The sequence below is a fragment of the Amycolatopsis sp. NPDC102522 genome (assembly GCF_055584485.1).
The window spans coordinates 13,449-31,330 of the sequence record NZ_JBVJLY010000013.1; the positions used below are offsets into that span (position 1 = coordinate 13,449).

The following is a 17,882-nucleotide window of genomic DNA, read 5'->3' on the forward strand; positions in this document are numbered from 1 at the left end:
ACCGGCCGTCGGTGCTTCACGCATCGGGGAGCAGCGTGCGCGCCAAGGCCACTGTCGACGCTCCCGCGACCTCGAGCGCTTCGGTGTCGCGAAGTGATCGGCTCAGGACGAACGCCCCTTCGAGGCTGTTCACCAGGGCGATCGTGAGCTGCCGGGCGGCCGCGGGTTCGAGGCCGTACTTGCCCAGCTTCGCGGTACCGGTCTCGATCCACGCCGTGAACACGTCTGCCGTCGCGATCCGCAGCTTCTCGTTGGTGCTGGCGACCTCCAGCGCGACAGTCGCGATGGGGCACGCGTCGGCGTAGTCGGTCTCCTTGAGCGTCTCGGCGGCGCCTGCGAAACACGCCTCGATCCCGTGGATCAGGTCCGGCTCGTCGGCGAAGAAGATCTCGAACAGCGCGAGGTACATCATCCCGGAGGTGCGGATGACCTCCTCGCCGAGCTGTTCCTTGCCGCCGGGGAAGAAGTGGTACAGCGAGCCGAAGGGCGCTTTCGCGGCCTCGACGATCTGCTTCACTCCGGTGCCGGTGTACCCGTTCCGCCGGAGCAGTTCGGCGCCGGCGTTCACGATGCGTTCCCGCGTTCCTGTCACGGCTCCATGATAGAGCGTTCTATCTAACCCCTGAAACGTGAAAGATGCTCACTTCTATTGTGGATGGAGGTGGGAACTTGTCAGGATCGGCGGGTAGTCCAACGACGGATCACGAGGTCGCCATGCGCCGTACCGCCCGACTTGTCCTCGCCACGCTGGTGGCAGTCGTCTCTCTAGCGAGTTTGGGGACACCGGCGAGCGCCGCCGAGACCCCGTCCTTCCGCAAGTACGTCGCCCTCGGCGACTCCTACACCGCGGGTCCGCTGATCCCGTGGCAGCAGGCGAGCTGGTGCTTCCGGTCGAACAACAACTATCCGGCCTGGCTCGCCACCAAGCTCGGGCTCTACTACAAGTCCGGTGCCTTCACCGACGTCAGCTGTTCGTCGGCGGACACCACGAACATGACCGGCTCCCAGACCGTGCCGTCGCCGAGCCTCGCCCTCGGGTCGGTCCCGGCGCAGTTCGACGCGCTGACCCTGGACACCGACCTGGTGACCATCGGCATCGGCGGCAACGACTACGGCGTCTTCGGCAGCCTGATCGGTACCTGCCCCGAGCTGCGCGGCGAAGACCCGACCGGTTCGCCCTGCAAGGACCACTTCACGATCAACGGGACCGACACCCTGCTCGCCGCGCTCAAGAACACCCAGCGGAACCTCGAACGCGTGGTCAAGGGTGTCCGGGAGCGTTCGCCCGCCGCCACGATCGTGCTGGTCGGCTACCCGCGCATCGTGCCGTCGAAGGGCTATTGCCCCAGCGTCCTCCCGTTCGCCGACGGCGACTACGCCTGGGCCGACGAGGTCGAGCGCGCCCTCAACAAGGCCGTTTCCACCGCCGCTCGGAAGCAAGGTGCCCGCTACGTCGACACGTATGGGCCGAGCAGCGGTCACGACGCCTGCTCCGGCGACGCGGCCTGGGTGAGCGGCAAGGACACGAACCTCTTCCGCGCGGTGGCCTACCACCCGTACGCCGCCGGGATGAAGGCCGAAGCCGACCTGATCTTCAAGGCGCTGGGCGGCACCGCAGCGGCGTCTGAGAAGGCACCGGACGCGCGGAACGCGAGCACTCCGGGCGAACTCCAGCGCAAGGCCGTCGCGGCCGGACTTGTGCCGCGGTCCTAGTCGTCCCTCAACCCTTGGTCCACCCTCCGGCGCTACCTGCGGTCGATGTTCGCCGGGTGTGCCCGGCCCTAGCGTCGGGAGCCGTTGGGAATCAAGGGAAGAAGGGGGCAGCAGATGAAGCGGCTACTGACCGCCGGGGTGATCCCGGTGGTCGTGGGCGGGCTGCTCGCCGGAGCCGTGCCGGCTTCGGCGAGCACGCTGAACACGACGGGCATCCCCGGGTACTACACCGGTCAGACACTGGATTGGCATCCCTGCGCGGCGGACGAACTGGTCACGTTGCCGCCGGGCACCGACATCGGCGGCCTCGAATGCGCGAGCTACCGCACACCGCGCGACTGGGACCGTGCGAACGAGCGGCAGGACTTGACCATCGCGGTCAGCAGGCTGAAGTCGACCGGGCCGACGACGGCCTCGGTGCTGACCAACCCTGGTGGCCCCGGCGGTCCCGGACGCTGGTTCCCGGTGACCTTCCGAGGGCAGGAGAAGCTGCGCGAACACCAGGACGTCATCGGCATCGACGTCCGTGGGACCGGCAAGAGCACCAACGTCACCTGCCGGGACACCGCCGGGCTCATCCAGCAGCTGGATCCGCGTGATCGCGATCCGCGCAACCTGGACCAGATCCTGGCGAACGCGGAGCACGTGGCCCGATCCTGTCAGAACGCCAACGGTGACCTCGGGCCGCTGATCACTACCTATCAGACAATCAAGGACTACGACCTGCTCCGGGTCCTGCTCGGTCGGGACAAGATCAACTGGATCGGTTACTCCGGCGGCACCTGGCTGGGCGCGCACTACGCGCAGCAGTTCCCCCAGCGGACCGGACGGTTCGTGCTGGACTCGTCGACAGACTTCACCACCGACTGGCAGAAGACCTTCGACCGGCAGGCGGTCGGCTTCGAACGGCGCTGGCGGCAGGACTTCCTGCCGTGGATGGCGCGCTATGACGCCAAATACCACTTCGGCACCAGCGGCGAACAGGTCCGCCAAACGTACGAGCGGGTCCGCTACGCCTTGTCCCGCAACCCGATGGACGGGAAGGGGCCGATGCAGCTCGAGTCCGTCATGGTCTACCTGCTGTACAAGAAGACGAGCTTTCCGGCGCTGGCCGACCTGATGGTCAAGGTCCGGGACGCGATGGAGAAGGGCGCGGCCCCGCAGGCCAAGGCCGCTCTCGACGCCGCGAGCGACTTCCCCGACGCGCAGGACGGGACGTTTTGGAACACCGTCTGTGGCGAAGGGCGGTTCGTCGGCACCCGCGAGTCGCTGATCCGCGACTCGCAGCGGAACCTCGACCGAGGGCTGCTCCTGGCGGGTGGCGGCAAGCTGAACGCCTCGGTCTGCCTGTTCTGGAACAAGCAGCCGCGTCCGCTGCCGAAGCTGGACGGCAAGGGGGTGCCGCCGGTGCTGATCGTCCAATCCGAGCACGACCCGGCCACCGCGATCGAGGGCGCCAGGCGGGCACACGCGGGCTTCGCGAACTCGCGGATGCTGACGGTGACCGGTGAGGGTGACCACGGGCTCTACGCGGGCGGCAACCCGGCCGTGGACCAGGTCGTGGACGCCTACCTGGTCGACGGGGTCGTCCCCGCCGACCAGAGCGTCACCGGGATGCCGCTGCCCACTCCTTAGAAAGCGGCGGGGTCCTGCGCGGTCAGCGGGGCCCCGACGTTCGGCGCCGGCGGGGCGTCGGTCGCGTGGGTCGTGAGTGGTAAGTGTCGTTAGAACGACACTTACCACTCACGACCACCTGGACCGATGCCCTAGAAAGCGGCGAGGGTGTGCCAGGCCAGACCGGCGTCCTCTGTGCTTTCCGCGTCGTCCCGGAGGACTACACCCTCGATCAGGCCATACGGACGATCGGCGGCGTAGAAGACCTCGTTGTCGTTCTTCAGCCCGAACGGCGACAGATCCACCAGGAAGTGGTGCTTGTTCGGCAGCGAAAGCCGGATTTCGGCGACTTCGCCGCGCTCCTTGAGCACAGCCTCTCCCATCGCGTACAGCGTCTGCTGCAGGGAGAGGCTGTGCTTGTCCGCGAAGGTCTCCAGCAGGATCCGCCGGACCTCCGCGTGGCTCGTCGCCCAGTCGATCCCGTCGCCCTGATAGCGCCAGCGCGCGGTCACGGCGGTCGCTAGGATCCGGTCGTTCGTCTCGGCCAGCGTCGTGTACTCGTCGCGTGGGAAGCCGTGGAACTCCGAGCCGGTCGACTTGAGCACGACGAGATCGTCCAAACCGGACACCACCCAGGCTTGACCGTCCTGAATGGTCACCGCCGTCGTCCGCTGTTCGCTGCCCGCTTGGGAGAACGCGTGGTCGTGGCCGGAGATGCGGTTCCAGCCGTGTTCGCCGATCAGGATCCGGGCGCCGGAGATATGCTCGAACGAGTCGACGAAATGCCGCCCGAGGCGCAGCGCGAAGTCCTCGATCTCGCCGACCGGGGATTCCTTGGCGAAGGCGTAGACGGTGTTCTTCTGGGTGTCCGTCGCGACGACGTCGGCGTTGTCGCCGGTGAGGTGCGTGGCCGCGAGGTCGCCGCGCAGCGACGTCGAAACGGTGAGGTCCTTGAGGTGGTGCACGCTGCCCTCGCGCCGCACGGTGACGAGCCGGACTTCGGCCTTGCCGTACTGGTTGGGGCCCAGGGTGATGGCCACGGGCGATCAGCTCCCTCGATAGGTGGAATAGGCGAACGGGCTCAGCAGCAACGGCACGTGGTGGTGCTCGGTCCCGTCGGCGACGCGGAAGGTCAAGATGACTTCGGGGAAGAAGGAGTCCGGGCCCAGGTGGGCGCCGGTGTCGAAGACCAGCCGGTAGACCCCGGGTTCCAGGGTGTCCGGGCCGAGGTCGCGGATCCGGCCGTCGGCGTCGGTCCGCCCGTCGGCGACGGGTTCGCCCGCGCCGGTTTCGAGCCGGACCCCGACGCCCGCCGCCGGCCTTCCCTCGGCTGTGTCGAGGATGTGCGTGGTCACGAGGCTCATGCCGTCACCGCCTTCTCCAGCCGCAGCGCGGCGATCTTGGCCAGCTCTTGGCCGGCCACTTCGAGTTCCTTCTCCGGATCGTTCGAGAGCCTCGAACGCAGGTTCTCCAGCAGTTCAGCACCGCTCCGGCCGCTCGCGCACACCAGGAAGACATGTCCGAACGTCGCTTCGTACTCGGCGTTGGCCGCGGCGAACTCGCGCGCCGCGTCACCGTCCACACCGGACTGTTCCGAGCGCGACCAGCCCGCTTCGGTGCTCTTGCCACCCGCTTTCTCCCCGATCCGGGGATGGGCGGCCATGGCGCGCCGGACTTCTTCGGGGCGCAACGGGGTGAGCGCCTCGGACGCGGCGAGCAGGGCGGCGACGTCGGCGTACGGGCGCCTGGCCAGCAGGGATTCCACCCAGCGCGGGACGTCGAGGCAGGCTGTCAGCGCCGGCCGGACGTCCTGAGCGGGAGCCTGGTCGAACTCTCGAATGGTGAGCGGCACGGGAACTGACGGTACGGCGACTATTCCGCCGTCGTCAACATTTTGTTGAAAGAGGCCTTCAGTCCTGGTCTCGATTGAGGTAGTTGTAGACCGTGAACCTCGTGACCCCCAACGCCTCGGCGACGGTCGACACCGACTTGCGGAGGCCGAACGCGCCGCGTTCCTTGAGCAGGCGCACCGCGCGCTGCTTGGCGGCGCGGTCGAGAGTGTCGAGCTTGCCGCCGAGCTCGCGTTCGACGTCGCCGATGAGCCGGGCCAGCGCGCTGTGCAGCTCGACGGGGGACTCGTTCGTGTCGTCGCCGACCTGCCGGAGCTGGAGGGTCACGCGGGTCGCGCCGCCGTTCAGCGCCGCCCTGGCGATGGCGGGGAGCGCGTCGAGCAGGGTGTCGGCGTCACCGCGGACGAGGGTGCCGAGCGGGCCGAAGTCGGCGGAGAGGCCCACGCTCTCCGCCGTGTCACGGGCTTTGACGGCGTGCTCGGGTGGCGGACCCTCGCCGTGGAACGGTTCGCTGGTGAACTCGGCTTCTAACTGCACCAAGCGAAGGTAGCGCCGCCCCGGCTCGTTGACGAGCAGGGTGGCCGGAGTTAATGTCGGAGTGCGAAACCTCGATTCCACTGAGTGGAAATTGGGAGTATCTATGGATCTGGTGATCAAGGCCGCGCGAGCTGTGACGGCCGCCGGAGAGGTACCCGCGACCATCGGTGTCGACGAGGGCCGCATCGTCGCCGTCGAACCCGCCGGAGCCGCGCTGGACGGCGATCGGGTGCTCGAACTCGGCGAGGACGTCGTCCTGCTGCCGGGTCTCGTGGACACCCATGTGCACGTCAACGACCCGGGCCGCACCGAATGGGAGGGTTTCGCTTCGGCGACCCGCGCGGCCGCCGCGGGCGGGGTCACCACGATCGTGGACATGCCGCTGAACAGCCTGCCGCCGACGGTCGACGTCGCGTCGCTGGAGGTGAAGCGCAAGACCGCCGAGGGCCGCGTGCACGTCGATGTGGGGTTCTGGGGCGGCGCGATTCCCGGCAATCTCGCGGATCTTCGTGGCCTGCACGAGGCCGGGGTGTTCGGCTTCAAGTCGTTCCTGCTGCATTCCGGCGTCGACGAGTTCCCGCCGCTGGACGCGCGCGGGCTCGAAGAGGCGATGACCGAACTGCGGACCTTCGACGGCATGATCATCGTGCACGCGGAGGACTCCGACGCGATCGATCACGCCCCGGATCCGCACGGCGAGAAATACGAGGACTTCCTGCACTCGCGCCCGCGAGGTGCGGAGAACGTGGCGATCGCGCAGGTCATCGAACTCGCCAGGAAGACCGGCGTCCGCGCGCACATCCTGCATCTGTCGTCCTCGGACGCGCTGCCGATGGTCGAGAGCGCGCGGCGCGACGGTGTCCGGCTGACCGCCGAGACCTGCCCGCACTACCTGAGTTTCACCGCGGAAGAGATCGGCGACGGCGCGACGCAGTTCAAGTGCTGCCCGCCGATCCGCGAGGCCGGGAACCGCGAACTGCTGTGGCAGGGGCTCGCGGACGGTGTCATCGACTGCGTGGTGACCGACCATTCGCCGTGCACGCCGGAGCTGAAACGCTTCGACAGTGGCGACTTCGGGCTCGCGTGGGGCGGGATCGCCGGACTACAGCTCGGCCTGCCCGCGGTCTGGACCCAGGCGCGGCAGCGCGGGTTCGCCCTCACCGACGTCGTCCGCTGGATGGCCGGGCACCCGGCCGCACAGGCGGGGATGCGGCGCAAGGGACACCTCGCGCCGGGCTACGACGCCGACTTCAGCGTGTTCGCGCCCGACGAGGCTTTCGTCGTCGACGTCGCGAAATTGAAGCACCGCAACCCGGTCAGCGCCTACCACGGACGTCCGCTCGCGGGCGTCGTCCGGAGCACGTGGTTGCGGGGGCAAGAGATCACCGGTGACGACCCGGCAGGCGTTCTGCTGACCCGGGGTGACTGCTGAGATGGAGGAGACCGTGAACGACCGTCCTGAGTGGACAGCCCTGCCCGACCTGGCCTCGCGGAAATTCGGCGGGACCGTGATGTGGGCGACGGACGAGTTGTTCGCCGAGAAGGAGAACCTGGTCAATCCGTGGGTGCCGGCGCACCGGACGGAGACCTTCGGGCCCAAGGGGCAGGTCTACGACGGCTGGGAGACCCGGCGACGTCGTGAGCCCGGCGACGACCAGGCCGTCGTCCGGCTAGGCCTGGCGGGCGCGATCACCGGCGTCGTCGTCGACACCGCGTTCTTCAAGGGGAACTACCCGCCGTTCGTCTCGGTCGAGGCGTGCGCCGTCGAGGGCTATCCCAGCGCGGCCGAACTGTCCACAACGGACTGGGACGTGCTGGTGAAACGCGGCGCGGCCGCGGGGCACACGGAGAACTTCTTCGAGATCGGCGGGAGCAAGCGCTATACGCACGTCCGGCTGACCATGCATCCGGACGGCGGAGTGGCCCGGCTGCGGGTGCACGGCACGCCGATCCCGGATCCGCGTCTGCTCGACCTCGGCGCGCTCGACCTCGCCGCGCTGGAGAACGGCGCGATCGTCACCGGGTGCAGCAATATGTTCTATTCCTCGCCCAACAACCTGTTCTCGCCAGGGCTCGCCGCGCATCAGGCCGAGGGCTGGGAGACGGCCCGGCGCCGGACCGACGGGAACGACTGGGTCACCGTGCGGCTGGCCGGGGCGGGCGTCGTCCGGTTCGCCGAGTTCGACAACAGCAACCTCAAGGGCAACGCGCCCGGCTGGGCGGCGCTGAGCGGCCGGGACGGCGACGGCGAGTGGGTCGAGCTGCTGCCGAAGACACGTCTGCAGCCGGACACGCGGCACCGGTTCGTGCTGGCTTCGGGACCTGAAGTGACCGAAGTCCGTCTCGACATCTACCCCGATGGCGGGATGGCGCGCCTACGCCTCTTCGGAGCGCTTTCCGAGCGAGGCCGTGCCGATGTCGCCGCGCGCTTCGAGGGCGCTCAGGGCTGAGCGCCGGGCCGGTTCAGGTACGCGGAGAACAGCGACAGGACGATACCGATCGAGAAGATCGCGGTGAGCCACCAAGCGCCGCTGATGGACAGGTTCCACACCAGGGCGCCAGCCATGAGCACTGCCATGACGATGTTCCTGAGCTGCAGCGGCGTCGGTTTGGCCATACCGCCACCTTCTCACGCGTCCGGATTTTTCGAAGCGGCGGGCAACCCCGTGGGTGTGACATGCGTAAGCGATGTGTCAACTTGTCACCCACGACTGGGGAGATCGAAGTGTCAGCCGAAACCCGAAGAATCCCGCGGCGGGGCCTCGCGCTCGTTGCCGCGTGCCTGGCCGGGAGCGCCTTGTTCACCGCTCCCGCGCAAGCGACGACGCCCGAAACCGTGGCGCGTGCGCAGAACAAACCGGTCGAAATCCTCTCCGAGCGTACGGAGAACTCGGCCACTTTCGCCAATCCCGACGGCTCCCGCACCACCCAGGTGCACGGTGGCCCGGTCCACGTCCGCCGCGGCGGCGACTGGGTCCCGGTCGACCTGACCCTGGTCAAGGGCGCGGACGGTCTCATCCGGCCAAAGGCGCATCCACGAGACCTCGTGCTGGGAGGCGCGAGCGGGGATCTCGCCACGGTGCAAAGCAGGGACGGGAAGGTCACCCTGCAGTACCCGGGCAAGCTGCCCGAACCGGTGCTGACCGGTGAGGTCGCCACCTATCCGGAGGTCCAGCCTGGTGTCGACCTCCAGGTCAAGGCCACGCGGACCGGGTTCGAGCAGTTCTTCGTCGTCAAGCGCCGTCCTGATCGCCCGTTGACCTTCGCCCTTCCGCTGCGGGCCGCCGGGCTCACCACGCGCACCGACGCGGCCGGGAACACGCAACTCGTCACCGCCTCCGGCGCGGTGGTGGGCAGCGTGCCCGCCGCCGAGATGTGGGACTCGCGGGTCGACCAGCGCAGCGGCGATCCGGCCGCGAAGGTGAAGGTCGGGAAGGTGGTGTCCGCCAAGGAACGGGGCACCCTCGGCCTGGACGTGACGCCGGACGCGGGGTACTTCGCCGATCCGGCGCGGGCGTATCCGGTCATCGTCGATCCCGGTGTCTCGCTGTGGACGAACTTCGACACCTTCACGCAGTCGAACATCGCGGACACCGACCAGTCCGGCGCCACCGAACTCCGCATCGGCACCTATGACGGCGGAGCCACGAAAGCCCGGTCGTATCTTCACTTCGACGTGTCGCGATTCCGTGGCGCGGAGATCGAGTCGGCCACGTTGTCGTTGTGGGCCAACCATTCCTACTCGTGCTCGCCCCGAAACTGGGAGATCTGGGACACCGCGCCGGTGAGCACCGGAACCCGCTGGGCGAACCAGCCGCAGCCCTATGCCCGCTGGGCGACGACGAACGCGACCCGCGGCTACAGCGCGACCTGCGCGGCGGACTGGGTCCGGACCCCGATCGCGAACCTGGTCGGCGCCTGGGCCGGCGCGGGGGTCACGACCGGTTCGATGGTGCTTAAAGCGGAGAACGAGGCGGATTCGTTCGGCTGGAAGAAGTTCTCGTCCAGCGAAGGCGGAAAGTCGCCGTACCTCGAGGTGACATACCGGAACCAGCGGCCGAATCCCGCCGCCGGGCACGACATCTCCGATCGCGTCGACATCGGCGGTGTCACCCACACGAAGTCACTCACTCCGACGCTGCGCTTCACGCCGACGGACCCCGACGGCGGCAACGTCACCGCGGTCTTCTACGTCTACGAGGGCGAAACGATGATCGGGGACTACTGGCAGTGGGACGTCCCGTCCGGCAGCACGGCGACGTGGACGGTGCCGCCGGGATTGCTGCAGGACAACCACAGCTACCGGTTCCGGGCCACCACGTTCGACCCGGGTGGGGAGTTCGCGGACGACTCTTGGGTCTCGCTCCAAGCGGTTTCGAGCGGGCTCTACGCCGACGTCGCCGCGTGCGGCTGGAACAACGGGACCAAGGTGCAGCAGTGGCCGTCGAACGGCGCGGACTGCCAGAAGTTCTTCCCGTGGGGCACCGGTGACGGCTACTACCAGTTCCGCGCCAAGCATTCCGGACAGGTGCTGGACAACACCGGCTGCGGTACGGCCAGCGGGAACCCGGTGACCACCTACGACCGGGTCGCGGGCGCGTGCCAGAAGTGGACGATCGAACCGCAGACCGTCGGCACGGGGGTCTATCGGTACGCCGTCCAGAACGCGGGCAAACTGCTGGACCAGGGCTGCACCGCCGCCCAGGGAGCGCCGCTGTTCATCTGGGACCGGATCCCCGGACGCGGCTGCCAGAACTGGCGGATGCCGGTGTCCCCGGCGAACGGCGTCACCGTCCAGTGGCTGCCGTTCACGGTGAGCACTTCGGCGAAATAGGGGTCAGGCGCCGCATGAAGGCCCCCTTCACCGCGTCCAGCGCGAGGAAGGGGGCCTTCATGTACTGCAAAGCACTAAGGACGCGGTCACTGACCAAGGGCGGAACGAAGCCGCCGGTCCCGTTCTTCCGGTGTCTGCCGAGGACAACTGGCGCATTTGGGATTGCCCGCTTCGTAGATCAGACAGCAGGAAGCGCGGCGCACCACGATGTTCCGCCCGATCCGGGAGAACCGCGGCTCCGGCATCCCGAGTCCGATCGCGGCCACGAGCGGCGCCGCCAGCGTGGTCGCCCGTTCGGTGTCGCCGGTCCACAGGAGGCGGTTGCCGATCGAATCCGTCGCGATGGCGCCCAGCGCGCGCGGATTCGCCCCGGTGACGTCCGAGATCGTGCCGATCGCCGTGCCCAGCGTCGCGGCGAACGCTTCGCCGAGTTCGGTCAGGCCGCCGGTGAGGACCCGTGACGATCGGGCTCCGGTGAAGCGGCCGTCGGGGACGAGGTCGATCGTGACGGCGTCGAGCGACGGGTCCAGAGGGGAGTCGTCGCGCACGAGGGATTCCACCGAGGGGGCGACGAGGACCGAGGACAGCGAGTACCACCAGATCGTGCCGAGGACTTCAGGCCGTGAGCAACCGTAGAGTTTCGCGGCGCCACCGATGCGGGCGCTGACCCAGGCGGCGTCGGCGAGCAGGGTCGCGGGCGCCTCCATCAGGGCACCGGCCGGTACAGCGTGACGCTGAACGAGGTGGTGACCTCGACCGGGTCGGTGATCGCGTCGAGGCGTTCGCGGCGTCCGTCGCGGTGGAGGTGGTGTGCGCTCGGGCCCATTTCGACGACCTGGCGGATCTGGGCGGGCGACAGCGTCACTTGCTGGGTGACATCGTGCCGATCCGCTCTGTTGAAACGCTCGCCGAGGGTTTCGGCCAGCCGCGCGTCTTTGCCGCCGTCGACGGAGATCACCAGGTCGCCCAGCTCCCGGAGGTGCCCTGGGTTCGGCGTCGCGACGACCAGCAGCCCGTCCGCGGTCAGGACGCGGTGGAACTGAGGGGCGTTGCGGGGTGCGAAGACGTTGAGGATCAGCGAAGCGCTCGAGTCCGCCACTGGCCAGGGTTCCCACAGATTCCACACTGCCGCGCCCGCGCGCGCGTGTGCGCGGGCGGCCCGGCGCAGGGCGACGGCCGAGACGTCGAGCGCCAGTCCGTACGCGTCGGGGACGGCGTCGAGCACGTGCGCGAGGTAGTACCCCGTGCCCGCGCCGGCGTCGATGATCAGCCCGCTCTCGACATGCTCCGAAGCCACCTTCGCGAGGGCGTCGGCGAGAGGGAGATAGGCACCCGACGAGAGGAGGTCGACGCGCGCCGCGACCATCGGCGCCGTGTCCGCCGTACCGGCCGGGATGCGCGCGTGCAGAAGATTGACGTAACCCTGCTTCGCTACGTCGAACGAGTGGCCCCGTCCGCAACGCACCGTGCGATCGCTTGCCCCGACCGGGTCATCGCAGACCGAGCACAGCAGCGACCGGACGATCTCCGGTGGCAGTGGGTCATTGCCGTGCTCATGCGCGTTCATGGGCATATTCGACCACGAGGTTTCGCAACCGGACAGAACGCACCGGCTCTCCGGAAACCTGCACGTAACAACGCCGCACCGACAGTTCACGCGGGTGAAACCTGAATCGCGGCCCGAGGAAACACCCCGGCCCAAAGATTCCTGCGCAGTACACCCCAGGCACGGGAGGAAGATTGTGCTGAACGCAGGAGACACGGCATGGGTACTGATCAGCGCCGCGCTGGTCATGCTCATGACACCGGGATTGGCGTTCTTCTACGGCGGCATGGTCCGCGCGAAGAGCGTCTTGAACATGCTGATGATGAACTTCATCGCGTTGGCCGTCGTCGGTGTCCTCTGGACGCTGTACGGCTTCACGATGGCGTTCGGTAACGATCTGGGCGGTGGGCTGCTCGGTAACTTCGATTTCGCCGGTCTCTCGAACATTTCCGGCAAACTCGCCGGGTTCGCGACCGCCGCGACCGACACCGCGCCCGCGGTCGCCTGGCCCGGCGCGGACGGGCTGCCGTTGTTCGCCTTCGTGATGTTCCAGCTGATGTTCGCGATCATCACGCCCGCGCTGATCTCCGGTGCCATCGCCGACCGCGCCAAGTTCTGGGGCTGGACGCTGTTCGTCGCGGTCTGGGTGACCATCGTGTACTTCCCGGTGGCGCACTGGGTGTTCTCGTTCAACGGTTTCATCGGCGCCGATTCGGTCGGCGGCTGGATCGCCAACCAGCTCAAGGCGCTCGACTTCGCGGGCGGTACCGCGGTCCACATCAACGCCGGTGCGGCCGGGCTGGCGCTCGCGATCGTGCTCGGCAAGCGCAAGGGCTGGCCCAAGGGCACCGGACGTCCGCACAACGTGCCGTTCGTGCTGCTGGGCGCCGCGTTGCTGTGGTTCGGCTGGTACGGCTTCAACGCCGGTTCGTCGCTGGCCGCCAACGACCTCGCCGCCGTCGCGTTCACCAACACCACCGTGGCGACCGCGGCCGCGATCCTCGGCTGGCTGATCATCGAGCAGATCAAGGTCGGCAAGCCGACCACCCTCGGCGCCGCTTCCGGTGCCGTCGCGGGTCTCGTCGCGATCACCCCGGCGGCCGGGTTCGTCAGCCCGCTGGGTGCCATCGCCATCGGCCTCATCGCCGGTGCCCTGTGCGCCTTGGCGATCAGCCTCAAGTTCCGCTTCGGTTTCGACGACTCCCTCGACGTCGTCGGTGTCCACCTCGTGGGTGGCCTCGTCGGTACGCTGCTCATCGGCTTCTTCGGCACCACCAGCGTCAACTCGCTCGGCGTCGACGGCCTGTTCTACGGCGGCGGCCTCGGCCAGCTCGGCAAGCAGGCCCTCGCGGCCGCCGTGGTCCTCGGCTACTCGTTCGTGCTCACCTTCGTCATCGGCTGGGTGATCAAGAAGCTCGGCGGGTTCCGCGTCAGCGCGGAGGACGAGGTCAGTGGTATCGATGAGGCCCAGCACGCGGAGAGCGCGTACGACTTCACCGGTTCGGGCGGCGGCCTCGGCCAGCCGACCGGCATCCCGGTCAAGGCGCCCACCGGACACGCGGCCACGAAACTCGAGGAGAGCAAGGCATGAAGCTGATCACCGCGATCGTCAAGCCGTTCACGCTCGACGACGTCCGTTCCGCGCTGGAACAGCTGGGCGTGCTCGGCATGACGGTCAGCGAGGTGCAGGGCTACGGCAGGCAGAAGGGCCACACCGAGGTCTACCGGGGCGCGGAGTACTCCGTCGACTTCGTGGCGAAGCTGAGGGTCGAGGTCGTCACCGACGATGCAGGCGTCGAGAAGGTCCTCGACGCGATCACCACGGCCGCCCACACCGGCAAGATCGGTGACGGCAAGATCTGGGTGACGCCGGTGGAGACGGTCATCCGGGTACGCACCGGCGAGCGCGGCTCGGACGCTCTATAGGCGTCAGGGATGGCCGACGGGGGTGAGCTGGTCAAGGCCACCGAGCGATTGCTCGAGGGCAGGCACGGGAGACTGGGAGCGGCCGCTTTGCGGGCGGCCCTGGTCGACCTCTACGAATTCTGGTTGGGCAAGGGCGCCACGGCGGCCGGCGTCGACACCGCCGAACCCGGTGTCGCGCTGGCCGCCGTCGGCGGCCTCGGTCGCCGCGAGCTGGTGCCCTTCTCCGACCTCGACCTGTTGTTGCTGCACAACGGCAACTCCCGCGTCGGCGAGATCGCCGACGCGATCTGGTACCCGTTGTGGGACGCCAAGATCGGCCTCGATCACTCGGTCCGCACCCCGGGTGAGGCGCTGAAGGTCGCGTCCGAGGACCTGCGGACCGCGATGGGGCTGCTCGACATCCGCCACATCGCCGGGGACGCCGAGATCACCGCCAGGCTGGCGGCCGCGGCCCGGGACCAGTGGCGGCGGACCACCCGGAAACGGGTGGGCGAACTGTCGGACGCGGTGCACCAGCGCTGGGCCCGCAGCGGCGAGATCGCGCAGTCCGCCGAGCCGGATCTCAAGCACGGCCGAGGCGGGCTTCGCGACTTCGCCGTCTTGGAGGCGCTGGCGGCGGCACAGCTGACAGCCAGGCCCGGCGAGGAACTCTTGGCGGCCAAGAGCCTGCTGCTCGACGTCCGGACGGAGTTGCGCAAGGAACTGCGCCGGGAGCGGGACGTCCTCAGCGCGCCGGAGGCCGAGACGGTCGCGGGCGAACTCGGGTTCGGCGACAGGTTCACCTTGGCGCGCAAGCTTTCCGGTGTCGGGCGGACCATCGCGTACGCGGTCGACGTCGCGCTCCGGTCCACTGTGGAACCGCCCAAGGCGCGGTTCGGGCGGCGGCCGGCGCGGACGCCGCTCGACGAAGGTGTCGTCCTGCACGGGAACGAGGTCGCGCTGGCGCGGGACGCGGTGCCCGCCAAGGATCCGGCGCTGCTGCTGCGGGTCGCCGCGGCGTCGGCCCGGATCCGGCGGCCCATTTCGCACGGGACCCTGCGGGCACTCGCCGAGACCGCGCCGGAACTGCGCGCGCCGTGGCCCGCAGACGCCCTCAAGGCGCTGGTGGAACTGCTCGGCGCGGGCGAGGGGCTGATCGACGCCGTCGAGGCGCTCGACCGCACCGGCCTGTGGGCGCGGCTGTTCCCCGAATGGGGGGCGGTGCGGGATCTCCCACCGAGGTCGCCGGTGCATTCGTGGACCGTCGACAGGCATCTCGTCCGCGCAGCCGTCGAGGCGTCGAAGCTGACGACCACTGTTTCGCGGCCGGACCTGTTGCTGATCGGCGCGCTGCTGCACGACATCGGCAAGGGGCGCGAGGCGGACCATTCCGAACTCGGCGCGAAGATCAGTGCCCAGGTGGCGGCCCGGCTCGGGCTGTCGGAGACCGATTCGGCGCTGGTGGCGGCGATGGTCCGGCATCACCTGCTGCTGCCGCACACCGCGACGCGGCGGGACATCAGCGATCCGGCCACGATCCAGCGCGTGACCAAGACGCTCGACGACAACCTCGTCCTGCTGGAACTGCTGCACGCGCTGACGACGGCCGATTCGCTGGCCACCGGGCCGGGCGTGTGGACCGACTGGAAGGCCCGCCTGCTCGCCGAACTCGTGTCCGGCTGTGAGGAAGCCTTGCACGGCAAAGGTTTCTTGCCGCCGGAGCCGATGGGCGCCGAGCAGCGGGAGCTCGTCGCCGAAGCCGTCGCGTCCGGCCGCGGGGAAGTGCGGATCACCGCCGCGGGCAAGGTCGTGACCGTGGTGCTCGCGGTCCCGGCCCGCGCCGAACTGCTGGCGCCCGCCGCCGGAGTGCTCGCGCTGAACTCCCTGGAGGTCCACGCGGCGGTGCTGCGCGGGCACGACGGGGGACGGGCTGGCGTGTTCACGGCGTCACCGAAGTTCGGCTCGCTGCCCGACGTGACGTTGCTGCGGGAACAGTTCGCGCGGGCGGTGGCCGGGACGCTGCCGCTCACCCAGCGGCTCGCGGCGAAGGAACGGGATTACGGAGGAGGCGAGACGCCTTCGGCCGGAGCGAAGGTGATCTGGTTCGACGACGAGACCAGCGGGCAGGACACGGTCGTGGTGGAACTACGGGCCGCGAACCGGATCGGCCTGCTGTACCGGGTCGCGGGCGCGCTGCGCCGGTGCGAGGCCGAGGTGCGCTGGGCGAAGGTGGCCACGCTCGGCGGCGCTGTCGTCGACTCGTTCGCCGTCGCGCCGCGGGCGGGCAAGGTCGATCAGGCGTGGCGCTCGAAGATCGAAGCCGCGCTGCTGGCGGCCGCTTCTTGACGGCACCCGGGGCGGGAGCAAAGGTCCCTTGCTCCCCGCCCCGGGGTGTCGCGCGAAGTGCGGAGGGTGACGGTGGCAGGATGTGCGCGGTCGTAACCCGAAGGCTCCGGAGGGCGGTGATCGCGTGCTGGGTCACGAGCAGAACTCGCCAGGACCACAGCGGATCACGCTGCCGCCGACAGTCGTCGCCTCGCACTTCCGGGCGTGCGCGGACGACCTCGCCGTCTCCCTGAACGCGTCCGGCACCGCCGCGACCGTGCCCGAACTGCTCAAGGTGATCCGGCATCTCGTCGCGGGCCAGCAGGCGCTGGCCATCGCGCTCGAAGGCATGGCGGGCCGGGTCGAGGTGGGCGGCGAAGGCGCGCTGGCCACCGCCCCGATGGTCGACGTCGAGGTCGTCGCGGAAGTACTCCGAGCGGCCGCCACCGCTGTCGACTGTTCGGCCGAAGCGCTCGCCGAATCACGGCCGTCATTCGAATGTGTGAGCGAATCAGTCGCCCCTGACACCCGTTTGTAGCTGTCCTGCCGCTTCGGCGCGTGGATACGCTGACCAGGCGGAGGTGGGCCATGCGAGCGGTGTGGAAAGGCACGATCGGATTCGGGACCTACGCCGTTCCGGTGAAGGCGTACAGCGCGACCGAAGAGCACAACCTCCCCCTCCACCAGGTGCACGAGCCGGACGGCGGCAGGGTGCGGGTGAAGTGGGTCTGCGAGGTCGACGGTGCCGAGGTGCCCGCGGCCGAGATCGCCAAGGGGCACCCCGTTCCCAACGGTGACGTCGTCCTGCTCACCGGCCGGGACTTCGCTTCGCTGCTCGCGCCGACCATCCAGTCGATGGACGTCATCGGCTTCACCCCCGCCGAGCAGGTCGACTCGATGTACTTCGCGCGCAGCTACTACCTGGAACCGGAGCCGTCGGGTACCAAGCCGTACGTGCTGCTGAGTGAGGCGCTGCAGCAGTCCGGGCGGATCGCGATCGTGAAGGTGACGCTGCGGCAGCGCGAGACGCTGGGCGCGCTGCGCGTACGTGACCAGGTGATAGTGCTCGAGACGATGCTGTGGCCCGACGAGATCAGGCGGCCCGACTTCCCGTTCCTGCACGAGGACGTCGACCTGCGGCGCGGGGAACTGCGGAACGCGGTTTCGCTGATCGAAGACCTCACACAGGACTTCGACCCCGGCCGGTACACCGATCGCTACCGTGAAGCGCTCGAAGCGCTCATCCAGGCCAAACTCGACGGGGACGACGTCCTCCAGCCGACCGCCGCCGAACAGGCGGAAGGCGTGACGCGCCTGCTGGCGGCCCTGCAGCAGAGCTCCGTCGAGGCCGACCGTGCCCCGGTCGAGAAGGCCAAGGACGCCGCGGAGAAGGCACGCCAGGCGCGGACGCGGGCGAAGCGAGCTTCGTCGTCCGCCAAAACCAGTTGAGTAGTTCTACCCAGGGACAGTTGAGGGTCTTCACGCTCCCGTGACCCCGTGGTGACCGGGCATTGTTATGCCCATCGCGCGGAGAGCGCGCGGGAAGCGGAAGTCGCCT

The 17,882-nt window shown here is 68.9% G+C and carries 18 protein-coding genes; 10 read left to right on the forward strand and 8 right to left on the reverse strand.

Annotated features, from left to right (window positions below):
* Nucleotides 1-16 precede the first annotated feature (16 nt).
* Nucleotides 17-592 carry a TetR/AcrR family transcriptional regulator gene (locus ACZ6YV_RS27095; RefSeq protein WP_465512286.1) on the reverse strand — a complete coding sequence of 192 codons (576 nt, stop codon included), beginning with the start codon at nucleotides 590-592 and terminating at the stop codon, nucleotides 17-19.
* A gap of 122 nt (nucleotides 593-714) precedes the next feature.
* On the opposite strand from ACZ6YV_RS27095, the gene ACZ6YV_RS27100 reads away from it, so the two are divergent.
* Nucleotides 715-1,713, forward strand: coding sequence for an SGNH/GDSL hydrolase family protein (locus tag ACZ6YV_RS27100; protein WP_465512287.1), 999 nt, complete (start codon nucleotides 715-717; stop codon nucleotides 1,711-1,713).
* 114 nt (nucleotides 1,714-1,827) lie between these two features.
* A complete protein-coding gene (locus ACZ6YV_RS27105) occupies nucleotides 1,828-3,348 on the forward strand; it encodes an alpha/beta hydrolase (RefSeq protein WP_465512288.1) in 1,521 nt (506 codons plus the stop codon).
* 131 nt (nucleotides 3,349-3,479) lie between these two features.
* Here the strand turns inward: ACZ6YV_RS27105 and pucL are convergent, their stop codons facing one another.
* From pucL to ACZ6YV_RS27125, 4 genes are read right to left on the reverse strand one after another with little or no spacing between them, the layout of a single operon-like run.
* Entirely contained in the window at nucleotides 3,480-4,367 is an 888-nt protein-coding gene (gene pucL, locus ACZ6YV_RS27110; RefSeq protein WP_465512289.1) for a factor-independent urate hydroxylase, read from the reverse strand.
* Between the two features lie 6 nt (nucleotides 4,368-4,373).
* Nucleotides 4,374-4,691: a hydroxyisourate hydrolase gene (uraH, locus tag ACZ6YV_RS27115; RefSeq protein WP_465512290.1), complete on the reverse strand. Its 318-nt coding sequence runs from the start codon at nucleotides 4,689-4,691 to the stop codon at nucleotides 4,374-4,376.
* Nucleotides 4,688-5,179: a 2-oxo-4-hydroxy-4-carboxy-5-ureidoimidazoline decarboxylase gene (gene uraD, locus ACZ6YV_RS27120; RefSeq protein ID WP_465512291.1), complete on the reverse strand. Its 492-nt coding sequence runs from the start codon at nucleotides 5,177-5,179 to the stop codon at nucleotides 4,688-4,690. Before uraD ends, uraH begins: the two co-directional genes overlap by 4 nt.
* Nucleotides 5,180-5,237: 58 nt before the next feature.
* A complete protein-coding gene (locus ACZ6YV_RS27125) occupies nucleotides 5,238-5,714 on the reverse strand; it encodes a helix-turn-helix domain-containing protein (protein ID WP_465512292.1) in 477 nt (158 codons plus the stop codon).
* A 103-nt stretch (nucleotides 5,715-5,817) separates the two neighbouring features.
* Here ACZ6YV_RS27125 and allB point away from each other — a divergent pair, with 103 nt between their 5' ends.
* Nucleotides 5,818-7,146, forward strand: coding sequence for an allantoinase AllB (gene allB / locus ACZ6YV_RS27130; RefSeq protein ID WP_465512293.1), 1,329 nt, complete (start codon nucleotides 5,818-5,820; stop codon nucleotides 7,144-7,146).
* A 1-nt stretch (nucleotide 7,147) separates the two neighbouring features.
* On the forward strand, nucleotides 7,148-8,164 hold the full coding sequence (gene alc, locus ACZ6YV_RS27135; RefSeq protein ID WP_465512294.1) for an allantoicase: 1,017 nt from the start codon (nucleotides 7,148-7,150) through the stop codon (nucleotides 8,162-8,164).
* Here the strand turns inward: alc and ACZ6YV_RS27140 are convergent.
* Nucleotides 8,155-8,331, reverse strand: a complete 177-nt coding sequence (locus ACZ6YV_RS27140; RefSeq protein ID WP_465512295.1) for a hypothetical protein — start codon at nucleotides 8,329-8,331, stop codon at nucleotides 8,155-8,157. The genes alc and ACZ6YV_RS27140 overlap by 10 nt on opposite strands.
* A gap of 108 nt (nucleotides 8,332-8,439) precedes the next feature.
* On the opposite strand from ACZ6YV_RS27140, the gene ACZ6YV_RS27145 reads away from it, so the two are divergent.
* The gene (locus ACZ6YV_RS27145; protein ID WP_465512296.1) at nucleotides 8,440-10,548 is read left to right on the forward strand and encodes a DNRLRE domain-containing protein; all 2,109 of its coding nucleotides are present in this window, start codon (nucleotides 8,440-8,442) and stop codon (nucleotides 10,546-10,548) included.
* 86 nt (nucleotides 10,549-10,634) lie between these two features.
* Here ACZ6YV_RS27145 and ACZ6YV_RS27150 read toward each other — a convergent pair whose 3' ends face one another.
* Entirely contained in the window at nucleotides 10,635-11,255 is a 621-nt protein-coding gene (locus ACZ6YV_RS27150; protein ID WP_465512297.1) for a (2Fe-2S)-binding protein, read from the reverse strand.
* Entirely contained in the window at nucleotides 11,255-12,115 is an 861-nt protein-coding gene (locus ACZ6YV_RS27155) for a putative RNA methyltransferase (RefSeq protein ID WP_465512298.1), read from the reverse strand. The genes ACZ6YV_RS27150 and ACZ6YV_RS27155 overlap by 1 nt, the downstream gene beginning before the upstream one ends.
* A 175-nt stretch (nucleotides 12,116-12,290) precedes the next feature.
* Between ACZ6YV_RS27155 and ACZ6YV_RS27160 the strand changes: the two genes are divergently transcribed.
* The 5 genes from ACZ6YV_RS27160 (at nucleotide 12,291) to ku (ending at nucleotide 17,773) form a co-directional block, all read left to right on the forward strand.
* Entirely contained in the window at nucleotides 12,291-13,685 is a 1,395-nt protein-coding gene (locus tag ACZ6YV_RS27160) for an ammonium transporter (protein WP_465512299.1), read from the forward strand.
* Nucleotides 13,682-14,020 (forward strand): P-II family nitrogen regulator, encoded by a 339-nt coding sequence (locus tag ACZ6YV_RS27165; RefSeq protein WP_410605650.1) that lies wholly within the window; start codon nucleotides 13,682-13,684, stop codon nucleotides 14,018-14,020. Before ACZ6YV_RS27160 ends, ACZ6YV_RS27165 begins: the two co-directional genes overlap by 4 nt.
* 9 nt (nucleotides 14,021-14,029) lie before the next feature.
* Nucleotides 14,030-16,345: a [protein-PII] uridylyltransferase gene (locus ACZ6YV_RS27170; RefSeq protein WP_465512300.1), complete on the forward strand. Its 2,316-nt coding sequence runs from the start codon at nucleotides 14,030-14,032 to the stop codon at nucleotides 16,343-16,345.
* Nucleotides 16,346-16,469: 124 nt separating this feature from the next.
* Nucleotides 16,470-16,862 (forward strand): hypothetical protein, encoded by a 393-nt coding sequence (locus tag ACZ6YV_RS27175; RefSeq protein WP_378241151.1) that lies wholly within the window; start codon nucleotides 16,470-16,472, stop codon nucleotides 16,860-16,862.
* Between the two features lie 50 nt (nucleotides 16,863-16,912).
* Nucleotides 16,913-17,773 carry a non-homologous end joining protein Ku gene (gene ku / locus ACZ6YV_RS27180; protein WP_465512301.1) on the forward strand — a complete coding sequence of 287 codons (861 nt, stop codon included), beginning with the start codon at nucleotides 16,913-16,915 and terminating at the stop codon, nucleotides 17,771-17,773.
* The last annotated feature ends 109 nt before the right edge of the window (nucleotides 17,774-17,882 follow it).